We start from the raw sequence: 22,549 nt of genomic DNA on the forward strand, positions 1-22,549 counted from the left end.
AATTTTTTCATCTCGCTATAGCATTCTTAAATTGTGCTCCTGAGCCGCACTCTTAAATGTCAGACACTAAAACCAATGTCTGTTACGTCAATGGCGTAACATATTGCAACTTCAATTATTCTTTCCACATCGAAGGACTAAAATAAAAAATGGGAAATTTTGAATCCCCTTTTTTTTTGTCATGGCAGGCATTGAAAGTGATTCCTGCCCAAAGCATAAATAAAATAAGCGCTGACATGAGCAGCACTGGAGCAAATAAGCTTGATTCTTGGGCCATGCCTGTCATCCAATTCATTGCTCTGCCGTTATAGGTAGATTCAGGCCACGTTTTGCAGGGGCTGGATGTTTTTACTCTCAGACCCTATTGCGCGAGGGTATTTCGCAATTTGTCATGTACACATTGAACGTAATTTTCCCCATGATGTCAAAATGCATACAGTATTTGGCATGGTAACAAAGGATGAGATATCGTCCGCATTGATGGGAATAAGTATGAAACACAATTTTCTAAGTTTTGCTACCGCATGTAAGGCAGCCAGTCTGGTCGCCTGCTTGAGTGTAGCTGCATGCGGCGGTGGCTCTTCGTCCAGCCCGGTGACTACACCCGTTGTCACTACCCCGGATGTCGCCAATCCCCCTGGCCCTGGTCATTTCGAGGCGGCCACCTTCATCAAAACCATCAGCGCCGCTGAAGTGACTGCAGCCTTGCCCAAAGAAGTAACGGCTGTCGTCAAACCCCTGTACGCAGTTGACACTTATAAGATCACCTACACCACGACTGATGCCAGCGGGCGCAGCGTGACTGCGTCTGGTCTTGCGGCCATCCCGCGCAAGACAGGCAGCCTTGCCAGCCCGGTACTCAGTTACCAGCACGCAACCATCAAAACCAATGCCGAGGCACCAAGCAACCATGCCACTGCAGATGAACCAGCTGTCTTGTTTGCCTCCATGGGTTATCTGGTCAGTGCCACTGATTATGTAGGTTATGGCACTACCAAGGGGCTGCCACATCCCTATTTGCTGGCGACGCCGACTGCACTTTCGGTTGCAGACTTTATGACGGCCAATTCACGCTGGCGGCAAATGAAATCGATTGCCGAGAATGGTCAGGTGTTTTTAACCGGCTATTCTGAAGGCGCGTATGCGACCATGGCAACCTTGCGCTATCTGACGCAAAACCGGACTGGCGCTTTGCCCGTCAGTACCTTCATTGGTGCCGGTCCCTACGATGTGGTGTTGACGCTGAATGCTATGCTGGATGCAGTGCGTAAAGAGAACCCCATTGTCGGTGCACTCATCAGTCCCGGCTTCTTGAAAAAACTGGGTGCGAATGACAGGGCCAATGTACGTAATCTCTTATTGTCGTCTGCACTGGGCAACAATAGCGATATCAGCTTTGACTCCACCTTCCTCGACAACTTCCTCAACGATGATGATGATGCCATCACAGCTCAAAGCAACGTCAATGACTGGGCACCGCAATCACCGATCTCATTCTTCCATGGTCGTGATGACACTACCGTGCCATATGGGAATACTGATTCAGCCTTTCAGGCCATGAGCAGACGCGGTGCCGGGACGTTGATAGACCGTATGGGTTGCCCCGTCAAACCGGCAGAGCACATCCCCTGTGTACCGGCTTTCCTGATCAATGATATTACCCGTCTGGGCGCCTTGGCCAAAGGGCTTTGATCTGGATATCATGCGTGAAGTGAAGGCACTTCACGCATGAATAGGCAAGATGCTGATGAGATAAATCAGCGGCCAGTTTCTTTCAAATAATCTGCGCGTGCAGCCAGTGCCGTATCGGCAAAGTCAGAGAACATGCCGTCAATGCCGAGACGGAAGAATTGCAGATATTCTGCCTTGGGGTCGCCATTGTAGTTGGCTGCCAGACGACGTTTCTCATTACGGAAAGTATAAGGGTGGACCAGCAAGCCAGCCTTGTGGGCATCGCTGATCAGGCTGGTCGCTGGTAAAGTTGTTGTATCAGTTTCATTGACCTTGCCATCACCATTCACATCCACCACTTTGCCATCGGCACCAACCGTACCCTTGACGCTGACGATATACCGCTTCCACGGGCCTATGCCATCGGCATAAGTCTTGATCTCAGCCAGGCCGGCAGGCGTCACCATGTCGCTGAACAGGCGTTTGTCACCAACCAGTGCCCAGTCATAAGGTCTGTCGTAAGGGGCTGCAAAAGTCAGCGCACCGGTTTTCAGATCAACGTCATCCGCATCTATCAATTGCACCAGTCTGACGTTCAAACCTTTCTTGCGCAATTCTTTCAGGCTGCCTGGTTCAAATGACTGCACGAAGATAGGTGCAGTCTTATCATTCCAGCCCGCCTTGGTGATGATGTCGATGAGCTTGTCTTCCAGCGGCAAGCCAAGTGCACGGTGGTAGCTGGGGTTTTTTGTCTCTGGGTAAACCGCAATCGTGCGGCCAGTTTCTTTGCTCTTGGCTTTGACCAGGTCAATAATCTCCTGGAAGCTGACGATTTTGTACAAGCCATTGTATTGTTGTGGACGCTCAGCATCCGTGGATATGCCTCCCAGGGTCTTGATCTCTGCGAACGTAAAATCGCTGGCAAACCAACCAGTTTGCGTTTCACCATCGACGGCTATGGTTTTCTTCCTGGATGCAAATTCAGGATGCTTGTCGACATCCGTGCTGTATGCCAGGTTAGGATCATGACGCGCAATCAGCACACCATCCTTGGTGGAAATCAGATCTGGTTCTATCGCGTCTGCACCCAGATCAATTGCTTTCACGTAGGCTTCATAGGTTTCTTCAGGCAGATAACCAGAGGCACCACGGTGGGCAACGACCAAAGGTTTCTCACCATTCAAGGTAGGTAGAGGCTGCAGGCTATTGCCGCCGCAGGCGCTGAGCAAGACCAGCAGGGAGGATGCCAATAAATATTCAGGGGTGCGTGTAGGTAGCATGAACGTCTCTCGATAAAAAGAGCGACGATATAAGCTGAGTGTGACGATGTGATGACAGGATAACTATTTTTATCCGCACGTAAAAAATATTATTGCGTGATTTTGCGATGCTATGATAAGCGCCAATACGATTATTTTTGTTGTCGATTCCAGTTGAAAATACTCACGCTTTCAAAGGAGTAATCATGCATCACGGCAAGGTATCACCAGAAATTGCAGCAGGTTTGTTGGTCTTAAAACAGAGTATCAAGGAGGCTGGAATACCCTCATCCAAGCTCGATGAAACCATCAATATCGCCACCTGGAATATTCGCGAATTCGGCAAGAAATCACGCAATGAAGCGTCGATACATTACATCGCAGAAATTTTGGGCCAATTTGACCTGATTGCCATTGTTGAGCTGCGCAATAACCTTGAAGACCTGGGCAAGGTCATGACCTACCTGGGTGACTCGTGGCGTGTGGTCTATTCTGACTGGTCTGATGACCGTGGCGGCAATGATGAACGCACTGCTTTTCTATATGACAGGAGGGCTGTGACGCATACCGGATTGGCTGCCGAAGTTGACGCACAGCGCGTCAAGGAAGGAACTGAATGGGTCACCAAAGAATCTTACTGGCGTGCCCCTTACCTGTGTTCATTCAGGGCTGGCAACTTTGATTTTCTGGCGCTGGCACTGCATGCCAGATGGGGTGACAGCGAAGATGCACGTCGTGATGAATTGCAGCGCTTCAGCAACTGGATCAAGCGCCGCTTTGAAAGTAAATATGTCGAAGACAATGACCTGATTGTTTTTGGCGACTTCAATACCCCCACCATCAAGGACGAGATTTTCGCAGCCCTGGTTGATTGCGGTTTGCAGATACCCAAACCGCTGGTGCAATTAAAAGCAGGCAAGCGCACTATTGGCGGTTCCAATCTGGGACGCAATGCGCGCTATGACCAGATACTGCATTTGCCGACTGTGCCAGAGAATTTCACCAATGCCGGTGGTGCTGTCGATTTCTTTGTAGATGAAGCCAATATCGCCAAGCTCTATCCGGGCAAAAACTACACAGTGCAGCAATTCAGCTACCAGATGTCTGACCATTTTCCTGTCTGGATACAAGTCAAAACCGACATCGAAGGTTTTCGTCTGAATCAAATTATTCAGGCAAAATCAAAATAGCCAGCATAAACAAAATACATCAGTTCACATCCCAGACGCCCCACCAGTTTTGCTGCGCATCTGGTGCGGGGTGTTTCTTTGTGAGCAGGTAAGTCGTTTCTTCCAGGCTGATATTGACTTCGGCAGGCACTTTGCCTTGCAGAACCTGATATGCAGTTTCGTTACCCAGTTTCTCAAGCACAGTCGCGACGCCCGCTGGTGACCAGCAATAATGTGACCAGGTATCTTCCGGCAGAATACCTGTAGCAACGTCCATGTCAAACTTGTAGCACAGGCGCAGCCGCAAACGCAGGGCAGGTTGCGGCTCTGAGCGAGTCTTGTCTGAGGGCAAGCAAAACAGACGAACTATCCCTATTTCAAAACGTGTTCCGCGCCCGCGATTGGTAATGTCGTCATACACCACCAGGCCATCTCCATCAACAGGAATAACACCGTAGTCGTTCACATCCCGGTAATAAGTACTCATCAGGCTAAAAGCCTGCGGCAACATCATGCCCTTGAGTGTTTGTTTATTCGCCCTGATCAGGGCGCGCAAATCTTTTTCGGCCTGTGCCGGATTTCTGTTCATACGATGCTTTTCTGTTTGGATTACAGGTACCGCACTCATTTTGCAAGTGGCGGTATATTCTGGACAATTTTACAGCTAAATAAATTCAGGCTGAGGAAAACTGGCTTGATGAGACAATGTGAGCCAATAGTCGATTTAATGTAAAAATCTTGAATCCGATCAGGCATCTGATACGTATCTGACATATTGGTCTCAAAGACTGATACCTCAACCACTATTCAGGAGCCTTAAATGAAAGCCTTCACTCTGACTACCGCGTCCCGCGTTGCTGGCATTTCCACCGTACTGGCCAGTGCATTATTGGCAGGCTGTACTTCCATGAGCCCCATGGCAGCCACCTACTCGCAAGACAGCTTGCCAGATGCAGTCAAGGTGCCCGCAGGCAATAAGGTCGCCATGCAGACCGTAGGCGCAGGGCTGATCACCTATGAATGCCGCGCCAAAAAAGACATGGCTGGCCAGTTTGAATGGGCCTTCGTCGGCCCTGATGCAACACTGAGCGAGCGCAGCGGCACCAAGGTCGGCAAATACTATGGCCCACCCGCCACCTGGGAAAATCTGGACGGCTCCAAAGTCACGGCCACCCAGGTAGCAGTTGCCCCGGCAGGCGCCGGCAATATCCCGTATCAACTGGTCAAAGCCAATCCAGCGACTGGCAGCGGCGCAATGACAGGCGTCACTTACATCCAGCGAGTGGCGACCAAAGGCGGGGTCGCACCATCTAGTGCATGCGACGCAGGCAGCGCGGGTAGCAAACAAATGGTGAATTACCAGGCGGATTATATTTTCTGGAAATGATATGACTCTAAAGTAGCTGTTATCTGATTATTGGCCGGTGCAGCAAATTCTTGCTGCACCGTCATTCACAGCAATTACTTTTTTTTGTCTTTTCTAAACAGTGCTTGTATCAAACGTAGGGGTAGCATTTCACATCCAATAGATGTCCTACATCTTTCTCAGAGTTTTCCTATAGCCCATCTCCCTTATCTACAGCAAACTCCTTGCTTGCAAATAAAACCTTGATAAGGGGTAGTCATGCCCGAAGGCCCGTCCATACGCATATTGCAGGAAGCCGCCAGCGGTTTTCCAGGAAAGACCGTGAAGAAAGCACATGGCAATGCGAAGATGGGTATGTCACGCATGGAAAATCAAAAGATCAAGGCCTTGCGTACCTGGGGCAAGCACTTCCTGATTGTCTTTGAGGACTTTACGGTACGCATACATCTCCTGATGTTTGGCAGTTACCGTATCAATGAACAAAAAGATGCAGTTCCGCGTCTGTCTCTGTCATTTCAGGACGGTGAAGAACTCAATTTTTATACCTGCTCAATCAAATATCTCGAAGGCGATATTAATACCCATTATGACTGGACCACCGATGTCATGTCAGACAAATGGGATGCCGCAGCCGCGCGCAAAAAATTACGCGAACATGCTTCTATGTATGTTTGTGACGCCTTGCTGGAACAGGATATTTTTTCTGGCGTTGGTAATATCATCAAGAATGAAGTCCTGTTCAGAATCCGCCTGCATCCTCTTTCGCTAGTCGGCAGTTTATCAAGTGCAAAATTGTCGGAAATGGTTACGCAGGCGAGACAATACAGCTTTGAATTCCTCGAATGGAAAAAAGCCTTCGTCCTGAAACAGCACTGGCTTGCGCATACCAAAAAGATTTGCCCACGTTGCCATATTCCGTTTCTGAAAGGACATCTTGGGCATAAGAAGCGCAGGGCTTTTTATTGTGAGAAGTGTCAGAAGAAATATGCTTAGAAAGAGATTATTATTGCAGGCGGCATACAGTGACAAGATTTTTCTTGTCGCCCAGATGAGTACATCGAATATGATTTGCAAGTCATTGAGAAAGGGATCAGGCCATGAGTATTTCAAATGTTCCTGACTATGAGCTGTACTATTGGCCGGTACCGTTTCGTGGTCAGTTTGTACGGGCGATCCTGGCATGCGCCGGGAAAACCTGGGTAGAGGCCGACGAGGCGTCTATCTTGAAGCTCATGAGCGGGCCGGTAGAAGATATGCCGGTACCCTTCATGGGGCCACCAATACTCATCGACAAAAAAACCAAATTCGCCATCGCCGAAATGCCAGCCATCGTGCTGTATCTTGGCGAAACACTGGACCTCATGCCAGCAACGCCGGAACTCCGCGCCATGACCATGAAAATAGTCAACGATGCTAATGACGTTATCGACGAGATCACCCTGGATGGTGGGCGTCAGATGTGGACCGAAAAACGCTGGAAGGAATTCATTCCAAGATTGCAAAAGTGGATGTTGCTATGGGAAGAGACTGGTAAGCGCCACGGCTTGCAGGCAAACAGTGGATTTGTATTAGGCGGCGAGGCACCTGGCATTGCTGACATCGTAACAGCCACTTTGTGGTCGACTTTAGCCGGGCACTTTCCCAAAATCAAAAAGCTACTTGAGAAGACTGCGCCCATGACGGCCAACCTTTCACTACGCGTCAGTTCACTACCTCCCTTGGTCAAGCTGGCAGTCAAAGCAAGCGAAGATTACGGTGATGCCTATTGCGGCGGCAAGATCGGGGCATCAATGAAAAAGATAATAGGTGCTTAGGTAAATAAGGGATTCCTACGGTCATGCCGTGAGTCTCCCCAAGCTTGAGCCGCCACCACAAGGATTTTCAATAGTCGCGTTGTAGCGCAACAAGCGTTTTATACGAGTTACGCTTTCAGTGATGGCATTGTTCGAAATTAACGCGTTTGCTTTTGGCTCAAGCGGCACTTCTTATGTACGCTGCCTGGTGCGCCCTTTGGATGTATAAGGCAGCACAAACATGTACAGACCGGAAAACAACTGCAGAAACAGCGGAGGCAGTGGCGCGTATGTTATCCACGGCGGTGGTTCAGCCGGGCTGATTGCCCTTGCCACGAAGTTGGCTAATACCGTCAGCGTGAAAACGATGGACAGCCAGCGGTGACTTTGTCGTATCCATTCGCTCAAGTTCATGATGATTTCCCCGGTTGTGGTTTGGACGCGGCCTCTATCATTTTCCAGCCATTGCCAGACGGGTCGCGAAAACCTGCATCCACGGTGCCGTAACGATCCACGGGCTCCTGCGTGAATTCAACACCGCACTTGCTCAAACGCTCATAGGCAGCACGGCAGTTATCTACCAGTAGCACGTTTGGTGGCATGGCCCCTTTCGCTACTATCTCTTGCAAAGTACGTGCCGTTGCCGCGTCATGCAGAGGCGGGCCAGGCACAGACAAACCGAGCTGGAAAGAGGGCTGGTCTGGATGCTGAACTGTCAGCCAGCGATAATTGCCGTTACGAACATCGGTGTGGACGATGAATCCCAACTTGCCGACGTAGAATGCCAGCGCTTCGTCCTGATCATGCACATATAGACCTGCCACATTAACACCTTGAGTCATATATCCTCCTGATTTGATTGAGGCTCCAGTTTGCCAGCGGCTTCTATTCGCCGCTTCTCCAAAACTGCTGTATTGAGGTCGGGACGTGCTGCATTGCGCATGACGCACTCAGGGATATGCACGCCTGCATGCGGAAGCGAGCGTTCGCGCTCCCGTAGTTCTCCCGGGCTTTCACCAGTGATATCACGGAAGATGCGGCCAAAGGTGCCAAGACTGGTCCAGCCAGTTTGAAGTGCGATCTCGGTAACCGGCAGATCTGTATCGCGCAACAGGGTTTTAGCCCGTTCGATGCGGCGCGTAAGCAGGTAACGATGGGGAGGCAGGCCGAAAGCCTTCTTGAATTCGCGCGCGAAGTGTGCCGCCGATACTGCGCTCACTTCAGCCAGCTTGTGGACAGGCCATTCCTCATGGGCGGCCCCATCCATCCGGTCTTTCGCTCGCAGCAAGCGTCGCAATAATTGGGGACTCTGAGGCATCTTATCCTTGCGGAAACAAAAACGCCAACCTGAAGGGTTGGCGCTGATGATGAAACAGATTCTTGGTGGCCCGGGGCGGAATCGAACCACCGACACAAGGATTTTCAATCCTCTGCTCTACCGACTGAGCTACCAGGCCAAGACCAAGAATTATAGACATGTTGGGCGTGGTTTGCAAGCTTTTTCTGAAAAAACCTGTGCTTCTCTCTATGATGGGGCTTTGATCTGGCGCATCGGGCAGGTGCGTGGGCTTCCCGTATAATGGGGCATTATCTGGTTTTTAATGGGGGACTAATGTCTGCTCAGGTGCGGGATTGCGATATTTGTATTGTTGGTAATGGGGCGGTGGGCAAGGCGGCGGCATTGGGCTTTGCCCAGGCGGGTTTGCGTGTGAGTTTATTGTGTGCGCCTGCAGTTGTGACCAATGCGCCTTCGGCTGACTGGGATGTGCGGGTGTATGCGCTGAACCATGTGGCGCATGATTTGCTGTCTTCTCTGAAAGTTTGGGATGCGCTGGACCAGGCGCGGGTGGCGCCGGTGTCGGCCATGCAGGTGCAGGGCGGTGGTGTGGATGCGGGCAAGCTGGGCTTTGATGCCTATGGTGCGCATGTGAATGAGCTGGCCTGGATCATCGAAGACAAGAATCTGAATCAGGCGTTGGATACGGCTTTACGGTTCGCGCAAAACCTGACGCTGGTGCAGGGACGGGCGCAAACTTTGGACATTAGCGCTGATGCGGCACAAGTGGTGCTGGACGATGGCAGTAGCATATGTGCATCTCTGGTTGTCGGAGCTGACGGTGCGCAGTCCTGGGTGCGTGGTGCTTGCGATATAGCTCTGGATTATCGTTCTTATGACCAGCAGGGTGTTGTGACCAATTTTGAATGTGCCAAACCGCATCATGGTGTTGCCCACCAATGGTTTGTGCAAGAACAGGGGATTATTGCCTTGCTGCCTTTGCCGGGTAATCGTGTATCACTGGTATGGTCGGCACCGGATGCGCTGGCGCAGACTTTATTGCGTGAACCCTTGTCGGCATTGGTTGAGCGCTTGATGCCATATTGTGGTGAAGTGCTGGGTGCTTTGCAGCCGGTGTTGCCGGAAACGATCAAGGCATTTCCCTTGCGCTTGATGCGCCCACACAGCATGATTGCGCCACGCGTTGCGCTGGTGGGAGACGCAGCGCATGCTGTGCATCCGCTGGCGGGGCATGGCATGAACCTGGGTTTTGCTGATGTCGTTGATTTGCTGAAAGTGATCAAGGAAAAAGAAGCGCATCGCGATTGCGGTGATGCCCGTTTGCTGGGCCGTTACCAGCGTGCACGTAAGGAAGAAGTGATGCTGATGCTGGCGACTACAGACGGTCTGGCGCGCCTGTTTGCATCTGATTTGACGCCTTTGCGTACAATACGTGATCTGGGATTGAACTTGCTGGACCGGTTGCCAGTCATAAAGAACAAATTGATCGCCCACGCCATGGGGAAATAAACCTGCCTTACGGTGTGCATGAAAGTGTGTAAGTAAGTGTGTAAGTAAGTGTGCATGTAAGTTTGTGGCAATGAGTGCGACCAAATGACATGATCAGGCTTGATGGCTTCGCACAAGTCTGACGAAAATGAAAGAAGATTGAAAATGAAAAAAACGATACAAGGCTTGATGATCATGGCACTGGCTTTGACCAGCAGTGTGTTTGCGGCTGAGACAGCGCAAGAAGCCAGTGTGCGCAAGCTGATACAGCCTACCTTTCGTGAAGGCGTAAAAATTGATTCCGTGAGCAAGACGCCCTACTCGGGTTTGTTTGAAGTACGCATAGGCTCAGACATTTTGTATACCGATGAAAAGGCGCAATTCCTGTTCACCGGCGAAGTCATCGATGCAAAAAACGGTACGAATTACACCAAGGCCAGGATAGATGATTTGAGCAAGGTAAAATTTTCTGATTTGCCGCTGGAATCTGCCTTGAAGATGGTCAAGGGTGATGGCAAACGCGTCATCGCCGTATTTGAAGACCCGAACTGTGGTTACTGCAAACAGTTCCGCAAGACGCTCAATACTCTGGATAACATCACGGTGTATACCTTCATGTATAACATCCTTGCCGATGATTCCAAGGTCAAGTCCAAAAACATCTGGTGTTCTGCCGATCGCAACAAGGCCTGGGATGACTGGATGTTGCATGGCAAGGCAGCACCAGAAGCGCCAGCTAATTGCAATACACCGAATGACAAAATTTTTGCCCTTGGTCAAAAGATGCGGGTCACCGGTACACCGTCAGTCATCTTCACTGATGGTAGCCGTGCACCAGGCATGGTAGATGTGAAAATGCTGGAGAGCAGGATTGCTGCGGCTGCCAGCGGCAATAAAGCCAACTAAAACTTTTGCTATGACGTCATCGCCACGCTGGACAGGTATTTTGCTGGCAGCGGGGCGCGGTCGCCGTTTCGATACCAGCGGCCAGCAAGACAAGCTCTTGCAAAAACTGGCTGATGGTAGATCCGTGGCGCAGCATAGTGCGCAGAATCTGTTGAATGCCATGCCGCAAGTTGTTGCGGTGTCGAGGCCAGATAATGCTGTGTTATCAGATCAATTGCAGGCAATGGGTATTGTGTGCCTGGTCTGTCTTGATGCTGATGCCGGCATGGCCAATTCCCTTAAGCATGCGCTACGCGCCACCGCAGACAGTGCTGGCTGGCTGATCGCGCTGGCAGACATGCCTGCAGTAAAACCTTCTACCATGACATTGCTCTTTGATGCGCTGCAGGCTGGAGCAGAGATCGTTGTACCTGTCTATCAGGGGCGGCGGGGTAATCCGGTTGGGTTTGCGCATAAATACCTGCCGCAATTAATGGATTTGCAGGGCGATGTCGGTGCCCGCAATCTCTTGCAGAGTGATTTGGTGACGCAAATAATGGTAGATGACCCTGGTATTCATCAGGATATTGATACCCCGGATGCCTTGATCAGCCATCTGGGCATGGTGGATAAGCCGGGGACTTAGTCTGCTGTAATCGATGTTTTTGTGATGAAAATCCTGCAAATAAAACATGTTTTCACAGATGATGGTAAAAATGCCCATGGATTTCCCACAATTTTTCACTTTCCCTGCTGTTTTGTTACTTCTAAATAGCTTGTGGATATATCTATACAACTAAAATAACCATAGAATAGCGGTTTTCTTCCACCTGATTTAGAAGTGGCGGTATTGGTGCTGCCAAAATGTATGGATAATCTTAATCAAAAACTGGCAATACGGATAGGTTTTGCCGGGCTTGCACCATTTATCTTTTTGACGCTGGCTTGCTGGATCGTGCATCCAGACTGGTTGGGGGCTCTGATCAAGGCACAACTGCATTATGGCATTGTGATTTTGTCTTTTCTTGGTGGCCTGCATTGGGGCGTAGCTCTTATGGCAGGTGGCGGACATGAGAATGAAAACAAAAAAGTGCTGATCTGGGGCGTGGTTCCCATTATTATTGCCTGGCTGTTTTTGAACCATATGCTCATCGGTTTTATCGTGCAGGTTGCCGGTTTTATCGCGACCTACAAGATAGACAAGCGTCTCTATCAATCTTATGGCGTGCCAGCATGGTTTATCAGTTTGCGTTTACAACTGACACGTGCAGTCGTAGGGGCGCAGCTCTTTACTTTTATTGCGGCCAATGTGCGTAATTACACCGCGTCATAAAATACTGCTCTCACTTCAGCACTCATTATTTAAGAAACAGAAAGATCGTTCAGAATGAAAAAAACGATAACAACAAAGAGACAAGTGACGAACGTGTCTGTATCAGCACATGCACTGGCATATACCATCGTTCCCAAGGACCTGGCCGGACATATGTACCAGGTCACGCTGGATATCGCAGCACCTGATGCCGATGGCCAGATCGTCAGCTTGCCTGCATGGATACCCGGCAGCTATATGGTGCGTGAATTTGCCCGCAATATCGTGCAGATCAAGGCTAGCTGTGAAGGCAAAAAAATCACACTGAAAAAGCTCGACAAACATACCTGGCAGGCTGCGCCTTGCAAAGGCACTTTGCGTATCACTTATGAAGTCTATGCCTGGGATTTGTCAGTACGTGCAGCGCACCTTGATCAAAGCCATGGCTTCTTCAATGGCACCAGCGTATTTTTGAGTGTGCATGGCCAGGAGATGAACCCGCATGTAGTCGATATCCAGCGCTCTGAAGATATCGCATGCAAAACCTGGCGCGTTGCCACGTCCTTGCCTGAGCTGAAAGCCAAGCGCTATGGTTTTGGTACTTATGTAGCCGCCAACTATGATGAGCTGATCGATCACCCGGTTGAAATGGGTGATTTCGCATTGGCGACATTTGATGCGCATGGCATCTCGCATGATTTTGTGGTCACTGGCAAAGTACCAAATATGGACATGGAGCGCATGGTCGCTGATGTACAAAGAATCTGCGAAAGCCAGATCGCCTTCTTTGAGCCGCGTACCAAGAAAGCACCGATGGACCGCTATGTCTTCATGACCATGGTGGTCGGCGAAGGTTATGGCGGTCTGGAGCATCGTGCTTCTACCGCGCTGATTTGCAACCGCACTGATTTGCCAGTCAAACACCATGCAGAAATGAGCGATGGCTATCGTGGCTTTTTGGGCCTGTGCAGCCATGAATATTTCCACACCTGGAACGTCAAGCGCATCAAGCCTGCGGCCTTTGCCAGCTATGATTTGCGTCACGAAAACTACACCAGCCTGCTGTGGGTATTTGAAGGTTTCACCAGCTACTATGATGACCTGATGCTGGTACGCGCAGGCGTGATTGATGAAGCTGCTTACTTCAAGTTGCTGGCCAAGACCATCAATATGGTGACACGTGGTAGCGGTCGTACAAAGCAAAGCGTGGCCGAATCCAGCTTCGATGCCTGGACCAAGTATTATCGCCAGGACGAAAATTCACCGAATGCGATAGTCAGCTATTACACCAAGGGTTCTTTGGTGGCATTGGGCCTGGATTTGATGATACGCGCAGAAACTGCGGGTAAAAAATCCCTTGATGACGTCATGCGCGCCATGTGGCAAAAATTTGGCCGTGACTTTTATGAGCGCAGCCTGTCAGGTAAGCAACAAGGCCTGGGTGAAACTGAGTTTGAAAGCCTGGTTGAGCAAGTCACTGACGTAAACGTACGTCGCTTCCTCGACAAGCATGTGCGTGGCACTGAAGACGTGCCGCTGGCAAGTCTGTATGCAGACTTCGCCTTGCAGGTAAGCGATGGCAGTGCAAGCAAAAAAGCCAGCCTCGGTGTGCGCGTGGTGCGTGATGGTAATGACTGCAAGATCGCCAATGCACATGAAGGCCGTGCAGCACATGTCGCCGGTTTGTCGCCAAACGATATCATCATCTCCATCAATGGTCTGCGTGTAAGCGCGGCAGATGCAGCCGATAGTTTGGCTACGGCACTGGGCCGCTATCGCGTTGGCGAGACGGTGCAGATTCATGCTTTCCGCCGCGATGAATTGCTGACTGTGCAGGCTAAATTGCAGGCAGATGATGTGCCAGCCGTGACTTTGACTGTACTGGCAGCAGGCAAGTCTGCTGGTTTGGTGAGACCAAGCTTTCAGAAGTCTGGCAAGAAGTAAGTTGTAAACTGCATCTGATATCTGATAAGGCGCCGTACAGTGACTTACTGTACGGCGTTTTTTTATCTGGTATTTCTGCCGCGTAGGCGCTGAACTTTCTGCTATATGATTGTGTCATACCAAATTACTACCTCAGTCTGGGCTTGCATGACAGTGTCACCTTCTTACCCGCAGCAAGCGCTATGGCAAAAGTCCCTTAACTGGGCAGGGATAATTCTATTGCACCTGATCTTGTTGTTGGGTTTGCGGCAGATACACTGGCGGTATGTAAATAAGCAGGATGGGTTGGTGTATCTGGATGTCAGTATGGTGCAGCCTGTGCCAAAACCTCCTCTTCAAGCTAAGCCTGAAACCCAGCCTGAAGTTATCCGGGCACCCAGGATAGTCACGCCCGAATTGCCTTCTGTCCGTAAAAAGAACAGAGCGACTTCTGCGAACGCATCGCCTGAACCCCTGAGCTTTCCTGTCACTGATGTGCCAGCTCCTCAAGTTGCGACAGAGAGTAAATCAGCGTCGCTGGATCTCGAAGCCTTGCGGCGCGGTGCTGTTGCGAATGACAAGAAGCAGCGTTTGAAAGAGCCTGCATTGGCTTTTAGTCAGCCTGTCACTGAATTGAAAATGGAAGAAAAATTTGGCAGGGATGTCGCGGATGCCAAACGCAAAAACTGCATGAATGCGTATTCTCAAGGGGCGAGAATAGGTAATGTCGCTATATCTGGTTTGCTTGTCGCTGGAGTGATCGTGGCGGATACGGTAAGTGGGAAGGGATGTAAGTGGTGATTGGAAATTCGCAAAGCCATGCTTTGCGAATCCCTGACATCATTCTTTGATAAGAAAGGAAATAGAATTCAGCAATCAGCCAAACACCTTCGCCAGTTCTGCCCCTGGATTCTCCGCCCGCATAAAAGCCTCGCCCACCAAAAATCCATGCACATTAGCCTCCCGCATGCGGGTGACATCAGCAACTGACATGATGCCGGATTCGGTAATCACCAGTTTGTCTGGCGTAATCCTTGGCAGCAAACCTATTGTCGTATCCAGCGACACTTCAAAAGTACGCAGGTTACGGTTGTTGATGCCCAGCATGGCGGTCTTGAGTTTTAGCGCGGCTTCCAGTTCTTGCGCATCATGTACTTCTACCAGAACGCCCATGCCCAGTTCATGCGCGCAGGCTTCCAGGTCGGCCATCAGGCCATGATCAAGCGCAGAGACGATGAGCAGGATGCAATCCGCTCCCCAATGTCTGGCCTGGTAGATCTGGTAAGGATCGATCATGAAGTCTTTGCGCAATGCTGGCAGGGTGCAAGCTGCGCGCGCCTGTTGCAGGTATTCGGGCGCACCCTGGAAGAACTGCATATCAGTCAGTACCGACAAACAGGCCGCACCATGTTCAGCATAGCTTTGCGCAATCTCTGCCGGATGAAAATCTGGGCGCAGCACACCTTTGGAAGGCGAGGCTTTTTTAATCTCCGCAATGACCGCTGCTTTGCCTGCCGCAATCTTGCTACGCAAGCTGCCTTCAAAACTGCGCAGATCTGCTTGCGCTTCCTTGTTGCTCTCCACTTCTGCACGCAGGCTGGCAAAGGATTGATATTTCTTTGCGGCCGCCACTTCATCGGCTTTGACTGCCAGGATTTTATTTAAAATGTCAGACATGCGCTTACTTCCCTAATTGCTGGGTGACTTCAATAAACTGTTCCAGCTTGGCTTTGGCTGCACCGGATGCGATCGCTGCTTGTGCCAGTTTGACGCCATCTGCAATCGACGTGGCTATGCCCGCACCATACAAGGCTGTACCGGCATTCAGGGCGACGATATCAGTTGCTGCGCCTTCAACATTGTTCATCACTTCAAGTATCTTGGCTTTTGATTCGTCTGCGCCAGAGACACGCAGATTGCGGTTGGATACCATCTGCAAACCAAAGTCTTCAGGGTGGATATCATATTCGCGGATTTCGCCATTCACCAGTTCACCCACCATGGTTGGTGCACCGAGTGAGACCTCATCCATATTGTCACGCCCCCAGACTACCAGCGCATGTTGTGCGCCAAGTCTTTGTAAGACGCGTACCTGTATGCCGACCAGGTCAGGGTGGAATACGCCCATCAAAATATTTGGCGCACCTGCCGGATTCGTTAATGGCCCCAGGATATTGAAGATGGTGCGCACGCCCAGTTCACGTCTTACTGGCGCCGCATGTTTCATCGCAGCATGGTGGTTAGGTGCAAACATGAAGCCTATGCCGGTTTGTGCTATCGACTGGGCAATCTGCTCAGGTTTAAGATTGATATTCGCGCCCAATGATTCGAGCACATCGGCACTACCGGAAGAAGAGGAGACGCTACGTCCGCCATGTTTGGCAACACGGGCGCCAGCAGCAGCCGTGACAAACATGGATGCGGTAGAAATATTGAAGGTATGCGCACCATCGCCACCTGTACCAACGATATCGATCATGTTGTCCGTATTTGCCAATGGTACCTTGGTTGAGAATTCGCGCATGACCTGGGCTGCTGCGGTGATCTCGCCTATGCTTTCTTTCTTGACGCGCAAGCCCATGGTCAGCGCGGTGATCATGACTGGCGACATTTCGCCACCCATCAGTTTACGGAACAGGAACAGCATTTCATCGTGAAAAATTTCACGGTGTTCGATCAGGCGTGTCAGTGCTTCTTGTTGTGAGATGGTCATGATGCGGTTCCAGTCAAAAAGTTTTTCAGCAGGGCGTGGCCATGCTCGGACAAGATGGATTCGGGGTGGAATTGGACGCCCTCTAGATTGAATTCCTTATGGCGCACACCCATGATTTCGCCATCATCTGTCCATGCGGTCACTTCCAGGCAATCCGGCAGGCTGGCGCGTTCTATCGCCAGCGAGTGGTAACGGGTAATCGTGTAAGGGCTGGGCAAATTCCTGAAGACGCCAACACCAGTATGGGCAATGGCAGAAGTCTTGCCATGCATGACTTGCTTGGCACGGATGACCTTGCCGCCAAATGCTGCACCTATGGCCTGGTGACCAAGGCAGACCCCCAGGATAGGCGTCTTGCCGGCAAAGCGTTCTATGACGGCGATGGAAACACCTGCTTCGGCTGGTGTGCAGGGGCCGGGGGAAATGCAGATGTGATCAGGCTTCAATGCTTCGATTTCTTCTATCGTAATTTCATCATTACGGTAGGTACGCACATCTTCACCCAGCTCGGCAAAATATTGCACCAGGTTGTAGGTGAAGGAATCGTAGTTGTCTATCATCAGTAACATTTAAATTTCTCCATCCAGGCCATCTTGCACTTGTTCTGCTGCACGCAATACTGCGCGTGCCTTGTTTTCAGTTTCCTGCCATTCCATTTCGGGAACGGAATCTGCCACTACGCCAGCTGCTGCCTGCACATACAGCATGCCGTCTTTCAATACGCCGGTGCGTATCGCAATCGCCAGGTCCATTTCGCCACCAAAGGACAGGTAACCGCAGGCACCGCCATAGATGCCGCGTTTTACAGGTTCCAGTTCATCGATGAGTTCCATGGCCCTGACTTTCGGCGCGCCAGACAATGTGCCGGCCGGGAAGGTGGCTTTCAATACATCAAGGTTGGACAGGTTGGCTTGCAGGACACCCTCTACATTCGATACTATGTGTTGTACATGCGAGTATTTTTCTATGACCATCTGGTCAGTGACCTTGACGCTGCCAGTCTGGGCGATGCGGCCTATGTCATTGCGGGCCAGGTCTATCAGCATCACGTGTTCGGCGATTTCTTTCGGGTCGGCCAGCAATTCTTTGGCCAGTTCTGCATCGCGTTCTGGTGTCGCACCGCGTGGGCGGGTACCAGCCAGTGGACGTATCGTGACCTTCTTGCTGCCATCATTCAGACTTTCATTGCGCACCAGAATTTCTGGTGATGCACCGATGATTTGCATATCGCCAAAATTATAGAAATACATATAAGGAGATGGGTTCAGTGAACGCAGTGCGCGATACAGTGACAACGGTGAATCGACATAGGGTTTCTTGATGCGCTGGCCAACCTGCACCTGCATGAGGTCACCAGCCATGATGTATTCCTTGGCTTTTTCTACTGCCTTCAGGTAATCATCCTTGGCAAAGTCGCGTATCGACTCTGTACGGACAGACGCCGATGTGACCGGAGCATCCACACTACGGCGCAACATGGCGCGCAAGTCTTTCAGGCGCTGGCGGGCTTTGGACCAGGCTTCTGGCTGGGTAGGGTCGGCATACACGATGAGGTAGAGTTTGCCAGATACATTGTCGATGACGGCCAGTTCTTCAGTCAGCAATAACTGGATTTCTGGCAAGCCCAGATCATCTTTTGGTGCCTTGCCAGCCAGGCGTTTTTCTACATGGCGCACGGCGTCATAGCCGAAGTAGCCAGCCAGACCACCACAGAAACGGGGCAGGCCAGGGCGCAATGCCACCTTGAAACGCGCCTGGAATTCAGCAATGAAATCCAGCGGGTTCATGTCGCGGCTTTCGATGATCTGGCCATTTTTCAGGACTTCGACTTTGTCGCCAAAGCTGCGCACCAGGGTATTGGCAGGCAAGCCTATGAAGGAATAGCGGCCAAAACGTTCGCCACCCATGACGGATTCAAGCAAGAAGGTATTCTTGCCAGCATTCTGGGTTTGCGCGAGTTTCAGATACAGGGTGAGCGGGGTTTCCAGATCGGCGAAGGCTTCCGCAATCATGGGGATACGGTTGTAGCCTTGCGCGGCCAACGATTTGAATTCGAGTTCGGTCATGGTTTTCTTTCAACCGCCTGCCTGTTCCTGAAACTTATGCACGCGTCTGCAACAGCAGCCAGCAGCGCACGCAAATTCGCTCAAGAGAGTGTGGACGGGTAAGACAGATTGATATAACAAGCAAGAAGATGTGCTGGGGATGTGCACAGCCACTCGCGGCATTCGTGTATTAACAGAATTGCCAGCGTCGCCATAGCCAGGCCTCAAAAGTGCCTGGAGTGATCATGGAACGTTTGTTATCGATGAACATTCGTTATGTGAATGGTTTGAAAGTCAATGAGAGTTTTTTGCTGACAGCAGTTGTGCTGCTACCAACAGGGTTTCGACTATACCATCACTTTGAATATTTTGTACAGCTTCACCGTGGTTGTATCCATACGGCACTGTCAAGACCGGGCAACCGGCAGCGCGGGCGGCAATCGCGTCATTGCTGGAATCGCCTATGGCCAGCACTTGTGATGGCGGCAAATCCAGAGACTTGCAGGCTTCCAGCATGGGCAGGGGATCAGGTTTCTTTTTAGTAAAGCTGTCACCGCCATAGACTTGTTCAAAATAATGGAGTATTTCCTTCCTTTGCATCAACGGCAAGGCGAAGGCCAGTGGTTTATTGGTAACGCAGACCAGACGCAGACCCAGATCGCGCATGGCTTGCAAGCCTTCGTGCACCTGTGGGTAAAGCTGACTGTGGTCACCATTGATACTCAGATAATGACGCTGGTAAGCAGCCAACGCGTCATTGAAACGTGCTGTCACGCCATCCGCATCAAAATCCACGGATAAAACTTTATGGACAAGATTTTCAGAACCCTTGCCCACCATGGTCTTGATGACATCCAGCGTCAACGGTGCCAGCGCAAAGTCTTCACGCATGCGGTTGATGGCGACCAGGAAGTCTGATGCGGTATCTATCATGGTGCCATCGAGGTCGATGATGGCGGCTTTGATGTGGCTGAACATGGAGGGGGCGATCAGATATAGGCTTTCCACCTCTTGCGGTGAAAAGCCTGTGGATGAATTTGAGAATTAAACCTTGGACAACTCAACACGCATGGCATCAATGATGGCCTTGTAGTCGGGTTTGCCAAATATGGCAGAACCGGCAACAAAGGTATCGGCGCCGGCGCGGGCTATCTCGGCGATGTTCTCGATTTTGACGCCGCCATCCACTTCCAGCATGATGTCGCGGCCAGATTCATCAATGATCTTGCGGGCTTGTGCGATTTTCTTCAGTGTATGCGGGATAAAGGTCTGGCCGCCAAAGCCGGGGTTGATCGACATGATCAAAACGATATCAACTTTATCGATGACGTTTTCCAGTACATGCAGCGGTGTCGCCGGGTTGAATACCAGGCCAGCCTTGCAGCCATGATCGCGTATGGTTTGCAGGCTGCGGTCTATATGTTCCGACGCTTCCGGGTGGAAGGTGATGATATTTGCGCCCGCCTTGGCAAAGTCAGGGATGATGCGGTCTACCGGCTTGACCATCAGATGCACGTCGATAGGCACTTGCACATGCGGGCGTATCGCTTCGCACACCATAGGGCCTATGGTCAGGTTGGGCACATAATGATTGTCCATCACATCAAAATGGATCATGTCAGCGCCAGCGGCGACAACATTGCGGACTTCTTCTCCCAGACGGGCGAAATCGGCAGACAATATACTGGGAGCAATGCGGAAAGTAGTCATGATGGAATCGTGCTTGAAAAAGATATGCTATTTTACCTTGTGAGGGCAAGCGGCGGCTGTCTTCGTCTGGCACAATGAACATAGTTCATCATGAAAGAAAATTATGGCAGCGTATGAAATAAGTGTATCGGTGGCGACCCAATACCTGAAAGACCAGTCCGATCCTGAGCAAAACAATTTCGTTTTTGCCTACACTATCACCATCAAGAATACCGGCACCGTGGCGGCGCAAGTCATTTCACGCCACTGGATCATTACCGATAGCACCAACCATGTAGAAGAAGTCAAGGGCCTGGGCGTGGTCGGCCATCAACCCTTTCTCGCACCAGGGCAAAGCTTTGAATACACCAGCGGCAGTTCATTGAGAACACCCCAGGGTAGCATGAAGGGCACTTATTTCTGCGTGGCAGAAGATGCTCATCGCTTTGAGGCAGAGATACCCGAATTTGTTTTGTCTTTGCCGCGCACCCTGCATTGATGCAGATACGGAGCAGGCCTATTGCGGATTTTCAATATCCTTGCTTTGTTCTATGGTTTTTTTATCTTCTTTGGGTGGTGTTTCTGGCGCACGGCCATGAAACATCGTCCACCAGACGATAAAAATCAGCATGAACATCGCTACGCCTGCTTCCAGCGCTAATAACCACATTGCATCCACCTCGCTTAATAAACTAAGCGCATTGTACCTGCTAATTTGTGTGCTTATTTGCGCACCTTATTACAGGCGCTGGTCCGGCGCATTACAATAGATAGACCGGCATTCATGCTGCATACCCCTCTTAATAAAATCAGGAGCATCTATGACATACGAATGTATTTTGACTGAAACCCGCGACAAAGTCGGCTTGATCACCCTGAACCGCCCCAAGGCCATGAATGCGCTGAACGACCAGCTCATGGATGAGCTGGGCCTGGCACTCAAAGCTTTCGACAAGGATGAAAACATCCACTGCATCATCCTGACAGGTAGCGAAAAAGCCTTTGCCGCTGGTGCTGACATCGCCGCCATGGTCGGTTACAGCTTCATGGATGCCTATAAGGACGACTACATCACCCGCAACTGGGAAACCATGCGTCAGATCCGCAAACCAGTCATCGCAGCTGTTGCCGGTTATGCCCTGGGTGGTGGTTGCGAAGTCGCCATGATGTGTGACTTCATCATCGCTGCTGAAAATGCCAAATTTGGCCAGCCAGAAATCAAGCTGGGCACTTTGCCTGGTGCTGGTGGCACACAGCGCCTGCCACGCGCGATCTCCAAATCCAAAGCCATGGACATGTGCCTGACCGCGCGTATGATGGATGTGGTTGAAGCAGAGCGCGCAGGCCTGGTATCCCGTGTTGTGCCTTTGGACAAGCTGATGGAAGAAGCTTTCGCTGCAGCGAATGTGATCGCTTCCATGTCCCTGCCCATCATCATGATGGCCAAGGAATCCGTCAACCGTGCTTATGAAACGACGCTGTCAGAAGGCATACAGTATGAACGTCGTTTATTCCAGGCGAGTTTTGGTACGGAAGACCAGAAAGAAGGTATGCAAGCCTTCCTGGAGAAGCGTCCGGCGGTATTCAAGAATAAGTAATTTGTCTTTAGTTATATAGAGACTATATACAGGCGCGCCATATATGACGCGCCTCTATAAATTAAATCAGATCCATATAGCTCTAAAAAATACATCTCATTCGCAGATGCCCGTTCACAGGCATATCCATAAATAATAAGAAAGCGAAAGGGTGCGCGCAGCGCACCCCTGATTCTGCTTTTCCACAAACGGCTAAATAATTTACGTCGGGGTCTTGCAAAGTAGGTAGAGAGTTTGCTATAGTTCGCCTCCCGCTGAAGAGCGGGGCGAAGAAAGTGAAGCAAGACTGGAAATTGAGCGGAGAAGTAAAAGCTGCGGAAAGATCTGGTGCTGTGAATAGA

The 22,549-nt window shown here is 50.7% G+C and carries 26 protein-coding genes and 1 tRNA gene; 13 read left to right on the forward strand and 14 right to left on the reverse strand.

What is annotated here, in order from left to right:
• Nucleotides 1-115: 115 nt before the first annotated feature.
• Nucleotides 116-277 carry a hypothetical protein gene (locus AC07OI_RS17675; protein ID WP_492709095.1) on the reverse strand — a complete coding sequence of 54 codons (162 nt, stop codon included), beginning with the start codon at nt 275-277 and terminating at the stop codon, nt 116-118.
• A gap of 215 nt (nt 278-492) precedes the next feature.
• On the opposite strand from AC07OI_RS17675, the gene AC07OI_RS17680 reads away from it, so the two are divergent.
• A complete protein-coding gene (locus AC07OI_RS17680; RefSeq protein WP_495258089.1) occupies nt 493-1,692 on the forward strand; it encodes an alpha/beta hydrolase in 1,200 nt (399 codons plus the stop codon).
• A 65-nt stretch (nt 1,693-1,757) separates the two neighbouring features.
• Here the strand turns inward: AC07OI_RS17680 and AC07OI_RS17685 are convergent, their stop codons facing one another.
• Nucleotides 1,758-2,951, reverse strand: a complete 1,194-nt coding sequence (locus tag AC07OI_RS17685; protein WP_495258090.1) for a glycerophosphodiester phosphodiesterase — start codon at nt 2,949-2,951, stop codon at nt 1,758-1,760.
• 185 nt (nt 2,952-3,136) lie between these two features.
• Here AC07OI_RS17685 and AC07OI_RS17690 point away from each other — a divergent pair, with 185 nt between their 5' ends.
• Nucleotides 3,137-4,120, forward strand: a complete 984-nt coding sequence (locus AC07OI_RS17690; protein WP_492709100.1) for an endonuclease/exonuclease/phosphatase family protein — start codon at nt 3,137-3,139, stop codon at nt 4,118-4,120.
• Nucleotides 4,121-4,139: 19 nt separating this feature from the next.
• On the opposite strand, the gene AC07OI_RS17695 is transcribed toward AC07OI_RS17690, so the two are convergent.
• Nucleotides 4,140-4,688: a hypothetical protein gene (locus AC07OI_RS17695; protein WP_495258091.1), complete on the reverse strand. Its 549-nt coding sequence runs from the start codon at nt 4,686-4,688 to the stop codon at nt 4,140-4,142.
• A gap of 231 nt (nt 4,689-4,919) precedes the next feature.
• Here AC07OI_RS17695 and AC07OI_RS17700 point away from each other — a divergent pair, with 231 nt between their 5' ends.
• From AC07OI_RS17700 to gst, 3 genes are all read left to right on the forward strand, one after another.
• Nucleotides 4,920-5,486, forward strand: a complete 567-nt coding sequence (locus AC07OI_RS17700) for a DUF3455 domain-containing protein (protein WP_495258092.1) — start codon at nt 4,920-4,922, stop codon at nt 5,484-5,486.
• 237 nt (nt 5,487-5,723) lie between these two features.
• Complete coding sequence (locus tag AC07OI_RS17705) at nt 5,724-6,458, forward strand: DNA-formamidopyrimidine glycosylase family protein (RefSeq protein WP_495258093.1); 735 nt, start codon at nt 5,724-5,726, stop codon at nt 6,456-6,458.
• 104 nt (nt 6,459-6,562) lie between these two features.
• A complete protein-coding gene (gst, locus tag AC07OI_RS17710; RefSeq protein ID WP_495258094.1) occupies nt 6,563-7,279 on the forward strand; it encodes a glutathione transferase, Atu5508 family in 717 nt (238 codons plus the stop codon).
• 171 nt (nt 7,280-7,450) lie between these two features.
• Here gst and AC07OI_RS17715 read toward each other — a convergent pair whose 3' ends face one another.
• The 4 genes from AC07OI_RS17715 to AC07OI_RS17730 form a co-directional block, all read right to left on the reverse strand.
• Complete coding sequence (locus tag AC07OI_RS17715; protein ID WP_492709107.1) at nt 7,451-7,672, reverse strand: hypothetical protein; 222 nt, start codon at nt 7,670-7,672, stop codon at nt 7,451-7,453.
• Entirely contained in the window at nt 7,669-8,100 is a 432-nt protein-coding gene (locus AC07OI_RS17720; RefSeq protein WP_492709109.1) for a VOC family protein, read from the reverse strand. Before AC07OI_RS17720 ends, AC07OI_RS17715 begins: the two co-directional genes overlap by 4 nt.
• Nucleotides 8,097-8,576, reverse strand: a complete 480-nt coding sequence (locus AC07OI_RS17725) for a helix-turn-helix transcriptional regulator (protein WP_492709111.1) — start codon at nt 8,574-8,576, stop codon at nt 8,097-8,099. The genes AC07OI_RS17720 and AC07OI_RS17725 overlap by 4 nt, the downstream gene beginning before the upstream one ends.
• 63 nt (nt 8,577-8,639) lie before the next feature.
• Nucleotides 8,640-8,715, reverse strand: a tRNA-Phe gene (locus tag AC07OI_RS17730).
• Nucleotides 8,716-8,870: 155 nt separating this feature from the next.
• Between AC07OI_RS17730 and AC07OI_RS17735 the strand changes: the two genes are divergently transcribed.
• From AC07OI_RS17735 to AC07OI_RS17760, 6 genes are all read left to right on the forward strand, one after another.
• Complete coding sequence (locus tag AC07OI_RS17735; RefSeq protein WP_495258095.1) at nt 8,871-10,064, forward strand: UbiH/UbiF family hydroxylase; 1,194 nt, start codon at nt 8,871-8,873, stop codon at nt 10,062-10,064.
• 144 nt (nt 10,065-10,208) lie between these two features.
• Nucleotides 10,209-10,949 (forward strand): DsbC family protein, encoded by a 741-nt coding sequence (locus tag AC07OI_RS17740; RefSeq protein WP_492709121.1) that lies wholly within the window; start codon nt 10,209-10,211, stop codon nt 10,947-10,949.
• Between the two features lie 10 nt (nt 10,950-10,959).
• The gene (locus tag AC07OI_RS17745; protein WP_492709123.1) at nt 10,960-11,574 is read left to right on the forward strand and encodes a nucleotidyltransferase family protein; all 615 of its coding nucleotides are present in this window, start codon (nt 10,960-10,962) and stop codon (nt 11,572-11,574) included.
• A gap of 222 nt (nt 11,575-11,796) precedes the next feature.
• Nucleotides 11,797-12,261, forward strand: coding sequence for a DUF3429 domain-containing protein (locus AC07OI_RS17750; RefSeq protein ID WP_492709125.1), 465 nt, complete (start codon nt 11,797-11,799; stop codon nt 12,259-12,261).
• Between the two features lie 54 nt (nt 12,262-12,315).
• Nucleotides 12,316-14,184: a M61 family metallopeptidase gene (locus AC07OI_RS17755; protein WP_495258096.1), complete on the forward strand. Its 1,869-nt coding sequence runs from the start codon at nt 12,316-12,318 to the stop codon at nt 14,182-14,184.
• A gap of 147 nt (nt 14,185-14,331) precedes the next feature.
• Complete coding sequence (locus AC07OI_RS17760) at nt 14,332-14,964, forward strand: hypothetical protein (protein ID WP_495258097.1); 633 nt, start codon at nt 14,332-14,334, stop codon at nt 14,962-14,964.
• A 75-nt stretch (nt 14,965-15,039) separates the two neighbouring features.
• On the opposite strand, the gene trpC is transcribed toward AC07OI_RS17760, so the two are convergent.
• From trpC to rpe, 6 genes are all read right to left on the reverse strand, one after another.
• A complete protein-coding gene (gene trpC, locus AC07OI_RS17765; RefSeq protein WP_495258098.1) occupies nt 15,040-15,840 on the reverse strand; it encodes an indole-3-glycerol phosphate synthase TrpC in 801 nt (266 codons plus the stop codon).
• Nucleotides 15,841-15,844: 4 nt separating this feature from the next.
• Nucleotides 15,845-16,876: an anthranilate phosphoribosyltransferase gene (trpD, locus tag AC07OI_RS17770; protein WP_492709132.1), complete on the reverse strand. Its 1,032-nt coding sequence runs from the start codon at nt 16,874-16,876 to the stop codon at nt 15,845-15,847.
• Nucleotides 16,873-17,445, reverse strand: a complete 573-nt coding sequence (locus tag AC07OI_RS17775; protein ID WP_110258194.1) for an anthranilate synthase component II — start codon at nt 17,443-17,445, stop codon at nt 16,873-16,875. Before AC07OI_RS17775 ends, trpD begins: the two co-directional genes overlap by 4 nt.
• Nucleotides 17,446-18,942, reverse strand: a complete 1,497-nt coding sequence (gene trpE / locus AC07OI_RS17780) for an anthranilate synthase component I (RefSeq protein ID WP_492709134.1) — start codon at nt 18,940-18,942, stop codon at nt 17,446-17,448. It lies immediately after the preceding gene.
• 273 nt (nt 18,943-19,215) lie between these two features.
• Nucleotides 19,216-19,899 carry a phosphoglycolate phosphatase gene (locus tag AC07OI_RS17785; protein ID WP_495258110.1) on the reverse strand — a complete coding sequence of 228 codons (684 nt, stop codon included), beginning with the start codon at nt 19,897-19,899 and terminating at the stop codon, nt 19,216-19,218.
• A 66-nt stretch (nt 19,900-19,965) separates the two neighbouring features.
• The gene (gene rpe, locus AC07OI_RS17790; protein ID WP_110258197.1) at nt 19,966-20,631 is read right to left on the reverse strand and encodes a ribulose-phosphate 3-epimerase; all 666 of its coding nucleotides are present in this window, start codon (nt 20,629-20,631) and stop codon (nt 19,966-19,968) included.
• Between the two features lie 103 nt (nt 20,632-20,734).
• Between rpe and apaG the strand changes: the two genes are divergently transcribed.
• A complete protein-coding gene (gene apaG, locus AC07OI_RS17795) occupies nt 20,735-21,109 on the forward strand; it encodes a Co2+/Mg2+ efflux facilitator ApaG/CorD (protein WP_110258198.1) in 375 nt (124 codons plus the stop codon).
• 18 nt (nt 21,110-21,127) lie between these two features.
• Here the strand turns inward: apaG and AC07OI_RS17800 are convergent, their stop codons facing one another.
• Complete coding sequence (locus tag AC07OI_RS17800) at nt 21,128-21,280, reverse strand: hypothetical protein (RefSeq protein WP_492709136.1); 153 nt, start codon at nt 21,278-21,280, stop codon at nt 21,128-21,130.
• 151 nt (nt 21,281-21,431) lie between these two features.
• On the opposite strand from AC07OI_RS17800, the gene AC07OI_RS17805 reads away from it, so the two are divergent.
• On the forward strand, nt 21,432-22,208 hold the full coding sequence (locus AC07OI_RS17805) for an enoyl-CoA hydratase (protein ID WP_110258199.1): 777 nt from the start codon (nt 21,432-21,434) through the stop codon (nt 22,206-22,208).
• Nucleotides 22,209-22,549 lie beyond the last annotated feature (341 nt).

Source organism: Undibacterium sp. GW821-FHT07F11 (assembly GCF_059418665.1).